Here is a 3,916-nt window from a genome sequence, read left to right as displayed (position 1 = left end):
GCCCGTATCGCGTGCGTTCGTTCATGCCCGGTTTTTCCGGGATTTTTTATGCCTATGTTCTTTTGAATGTAACGCTCTATCGGAAACTGAAACGAAAGGGGGAGCGTATGCCCGAATTCATCTGGCTGATCATCGGAGCCGTCGTCGGCATCGCCCTCGGCTTCGTCGTCACCCGCTACCTGGTCAACGCATCCACGAAGCGAGCGGCGCAAGAGGCCGAATCCGTGGTGAACGACGCGAAACGACAAGCCGAAACGCTGCGCCGCGAGGCCATCATCGAAGCGAAGGACGAAGCTCTCAAGCTGAAGCAGGATGCGCAAGCCGAGAGCAAGGAGCGTCTGCGCGAAGTGCGTTCCGCTGAGAACCGCATCTCGCAGCGCGAGGAATCGCTCGACCGCCGCGTCGAATCGCTCGACGCGCGCGAGCATCAGATCTCATCCATGCAGGGCCAGCTCGAGCGCCGCGAACGCGATCTCGAAGAGGCCACGCGGGAGGTGAACTACCGCCTCGAGCGCGTGGCCGGCATGACGCCGGACGAGGCGAAGGCGGAGCTGCTCGACACCCTCAAGGACGAGGTGACGCACGAGTCCGCGGCCATCATCCGCGATGCCGAGGCGCGCGCGAAGGCGGAGGCCGACAAGAAGGCCCGCTCCATCCTCAGCCTCGCCATCCAGCGCGTGGCGGCCGACCACTCGGCCGAAACCACCGTGTCCACCATCCATATCCCCTCCGACGACCTCAAGGGCCGCATCATCGGCCGCGAGGGCCGCAACATCCGCTCGTTCGAGCAGCTGACCGGCACGAACCTCATCATCGACGACACCCCGGAGTGCGTGACCATCTCGTGCTTCGATCCGGTTCGCCGCGAGATCGGCCGCGTGACGATGGAGAACCTCGTGGCCGACGGCCGCATCCATCCGGCGCGCATCGAGGAGATGTTCGGCAAGGCCGAGGCGTTCGTGAACCAGCGCGTCCAGGAAGCGGGCGAGCAGGCCACGTTCGACACCGGCATCCACGACCTGCACCCCGAGCTCGTGCGCACGTTGGGCCGCCTGCGCTACCGCACCTCGTACGGCCAGAACGTGCTGAACCACTCGCTGGAGGTGGCCTACCTCTCCGGCGTCATGGCCTCCGAGCTGGGTCTGGACCCCATCCCGGCGAAGCGCGCCGGCCTGCTGCACGACCTGGGCAAGGCGGTCGACCACGAGGTGGAGGGCAGCCACGCCGTCATCGGCGCCGACCTGGCCCGCCGCTTCGGCGAGCGACCCGAGATCGTGCACGCCATCGAGGCGCACCACAACGACGTGGAGCCGTCCAGCGTGCTGGCCGTGCTCGTTCAGGCGGCCGATGCCGTGTCCGCGGCGCGTCCCGGCGCCCGCAAGGAGACGCTCGACGCCTACGTGAAGCGCCTCGAGAAGCTGGAGGAGATCGCCAGCTCGTACAAGGGCGTGGAGCGCACGTACGCCATTCAGGCGGGTCGCGAGGTGCGCGTGATGGTGGAGCCCGACACGGTGGACGAAGCCGCCACCACGGTGCTTGCGCACGACATCGCGCAGCGCATCGAGAACGAGATGCAGTATCCCGGCCAGGTGAAGGTCGTGGTCATCCGCGAGAGCCGCGCGGTCGGCGTCGCGAAGTAGGGCGCACGCGGCATGGCCGACGAAGCGCTGGAAGCCTTCATAGAGAACGTATGCGGCGACAGCCATCTCCGGGTCGAGGCCGACCTCGGGGATGGCTTCGTCCGTTTGAGGAGCGCCGAAGCCGAGCGCAGGCAGGCCGCGCACGACATCCGCTCCACCGAGGATATCGTCATCGAGATGCTGCGCAACGCCCGCGATGCGCACGCCAAGAGCATCTTCCTGGCCGTGTCGCGCGAAGGACAGCGCCGCCGCCTCGTCATGATCGACGATGGCGACGGCGTGCCGGCAGCCATGCACGAGCGCATCTTCGAGCCGCGCGTCACGTCGAAGCTCGATAGCATGCACATGGACAAGTGGGGCATCCACGGCCGCGGCATGGCGCTGTACTCCATCGCGGTCAACGCCGAGACGGCTCGCGTCGTCGCCTCTGATGCGGGCAAGGGTGCCGCGCTTGCCGTGGAGACGAACCTCGACAAGCTCGGCGAGAAGACCGATCAGTCGAGCTTCCCCGTGTTCGAGCGCACCGAATCGGGCAGCATCGCGGTGCGCGGCCCCAAGAACATCCTGCGCACCGCCTGCGAGTTCGCCATAGAATGCCGCCACGATTGCACCGTGTACCTCGGTTCGCTCACCGACATCGCGGCGACGCTGTACGCATTCGGACTGTCGTCGCTCACCTCGGCTATGCGCGCGTTCTGCGCCGATGCCTCCGAGCTGCCGGTGGCCAAGCGCTTGTCGGTGGCCGTGGATCCGGCGAGCTTCGCGGACGAGGCCGAGGCGCTGGGCCTGGTCATCTCGGAGCGCTCCGCACGCCGCATCCTGGACGGCGAGATCGCGCCGGTCGAGCCGCTGATCAACCGCGTCCGCATCGAAGGGGAGGCCGACGCGCGCCCGGCCGCGCGGCCGGCGAAGGCGCCGGCGGGAGATGCGCGCGGTCTCAGAATCGCGCCCGAAGACCTCGAATCGTTCTCGCGACGCGTAGCATGCGCGTTCTCGGATTTGGCGCGCGACTACTACCTGGAATCGGCGGTGAAGCCGGACGTGCGCGTAGGCAAGGATGGCGTGCACATCCGCATCCCGGTTGAAAAGCTACGATGACGAACCTGCTCGATAACAGCATACCCGCAGGTTGCGCACCATACCGCGAATAGGTAGAATAGCAAGGGCGTAAGAGTAACCTATCTATAGCACAACGGAATCCTAACGCAGCATACAAGACGAACCACACGGACTACCAACGACAAAGGATAGGCATGTCCACTTCCGAACAAAAGCCAGACGTTGGCTGCTTGAAGGTATCATCGAAGTCGTCGCCCGCCTCCGTTGCCGGAGCGATTGCCGGCATGGTGAAAGACGGCGTAAGCGTCGAGATCCAGGCCGTCGGCGCCGGTGCGGTGAACCAGGCGGTCAAGGCCATCGCCATCTCCCGCGGCTTCCTGTCTCCGATCGGCATCGAGATCGCCTGCGTACCGTCGTTCGCCGACATCGTCATCGACGGCGAGTACCGCACTGCCATACGCTTCACGGTGGATCCGCGCTATACGCGCGGCGTCGCGCAGCCTCTAGGCGACGATGCCCACCGTCCCGTCCCCGAGATTCGCTGAAAACGAGCCCATGCATACACCATTTACGAACTTGACGTTCTGCATCCGCACGTTCGGGTGCCAGATGAACAAGCACGACTCAGAGCGCATCGCCGGCATGCTCGAGGGCATGGGAGCGCTGCAGGTGGACGCCATCGAGGATGCCGACATCGTGGCGTTCATGACCTGCTGCGTGCGCGAAGCCGCCGACACGCGGCTGTACGGCCAGGTGGCCTCGCTCAAGAACGTCCCCTTGCGCGCCGGCACGCCGCTGTCGAAGCGCATCGTCGCTGTGGGCGGATGCATCGGCCAGCGCGATGGCGAGAAGCTGGTCGACGAGCTGAAGCACCTCGACGTGGTCTTCGGCACCCATAACCTGGGGTCGCTGCCGCGTTTGCTGGAAGCGGCGCTCGAAGAGGGCGGCCATCAGGTGGAGGTGCTCGATGCCGCGTCATCGTTCCCCACCGAGCTGCCTACGGCGCGCGAGCACGAATGGGCGGCATGGCTGCCCATCACCATCGGCTGCAACAACTTCTGCTCGTACTGCATCGTTCCGTATGTGCGCGGACGCGAGAAGTCGCGGCCGTTGGAGGACATCGTGGCCGAGGCCGAGCGCTATGTGGCCGCCGGCGTGAAGGAGATCACGCTGCTGGGGCAGAACGTGAACTCCTACGGGCGCGACCTGTACGGCTC

Annotated in this window: 4 protein-coding genes; all 4 read left to right on the top strand. The window is 65.8% G+C overall.

Annotated features, from left to right (window positions below):
• The first annotated feature begins 107 nt into the window (after window positions 1-107).
• Window positions 108-1,640, top strand: coding sequence for a ribonuclease Y (rny, locus tag ACMO6A_RS13605; RefSeq protein ID WP_015760673.1), 1,533 nt, complete (start codon window positions 108-110; stop codon window positions 1,638-1,640).
• Between the two features lie 12 nt (window positions 1,641-1,652).
• Entirely contained in the window at window positions 1,653-2,738 is a 1,086-nt protein-coding gene (locus tag ACMO6A_RS13600; protein ID WP_009608683.1) for an ATP-binding protein, read from the top strand.
• 155 nt (window positions 2,739-2,893) lie between these two features.
• On the top strand, window positions 2,894-3,244 hold the full coding sequence (locus ACMO6A_RS13595) for a stage V sporulation protein S (RefSeq protein ID WP_009608622.1): 351 nt from the start codon (window positions 2,894-2,896) through the stop codon (window positions 3,242-3,244).
• A gap of 10 nt (window positions 3,245-3,254) precedes the next feature.
• Window positions 3,255-3,916: radical SAM protein (locus ACMO6A_RS13590; RefSeq protein WP_418471426.1), on the top strand; the 662-nt coding region annotated here is incomplete at its 3' end.

The sequence above is a fragment of the Eggerthella sp. genome (assembly GCF_048329335.1).
GTDB lineage: Bacteria > Actinomycetota > Coriobacteriia > Coriobacteriales > Eggerthellaceae > Eggerthella > Eggerthella lenta.
Note: the sequence above shows the minus strand (reverse complement) of the source record. Positions and strands in the feature narration are given on the sequence as shown.

Bases quoted from the DNA above. Each gene is read 5' to 3' on its own strand.
- ACMO6A_RS13600 (WP_009608683.1), top strand. From the start codon at position 1,653: ATGGCCGACGAAGCGCTGGAAGCCTTCATAGAGAACGTATGCGGCGAC.
- ACMO6A_RS13595 (WP_009608622.1), top strand. From the start codon at position 2,894: ATGTCCACTTCCGAACAAAAGCCAGACGTTGGCTGCTTGAAGGTATCA.
- rny (WP_015760673.1), top strand. From the start codon at position 108: ATGCCCGAATTCATCTGGCTGATCATCGGAGCCGTCGTCGGCATCGCC.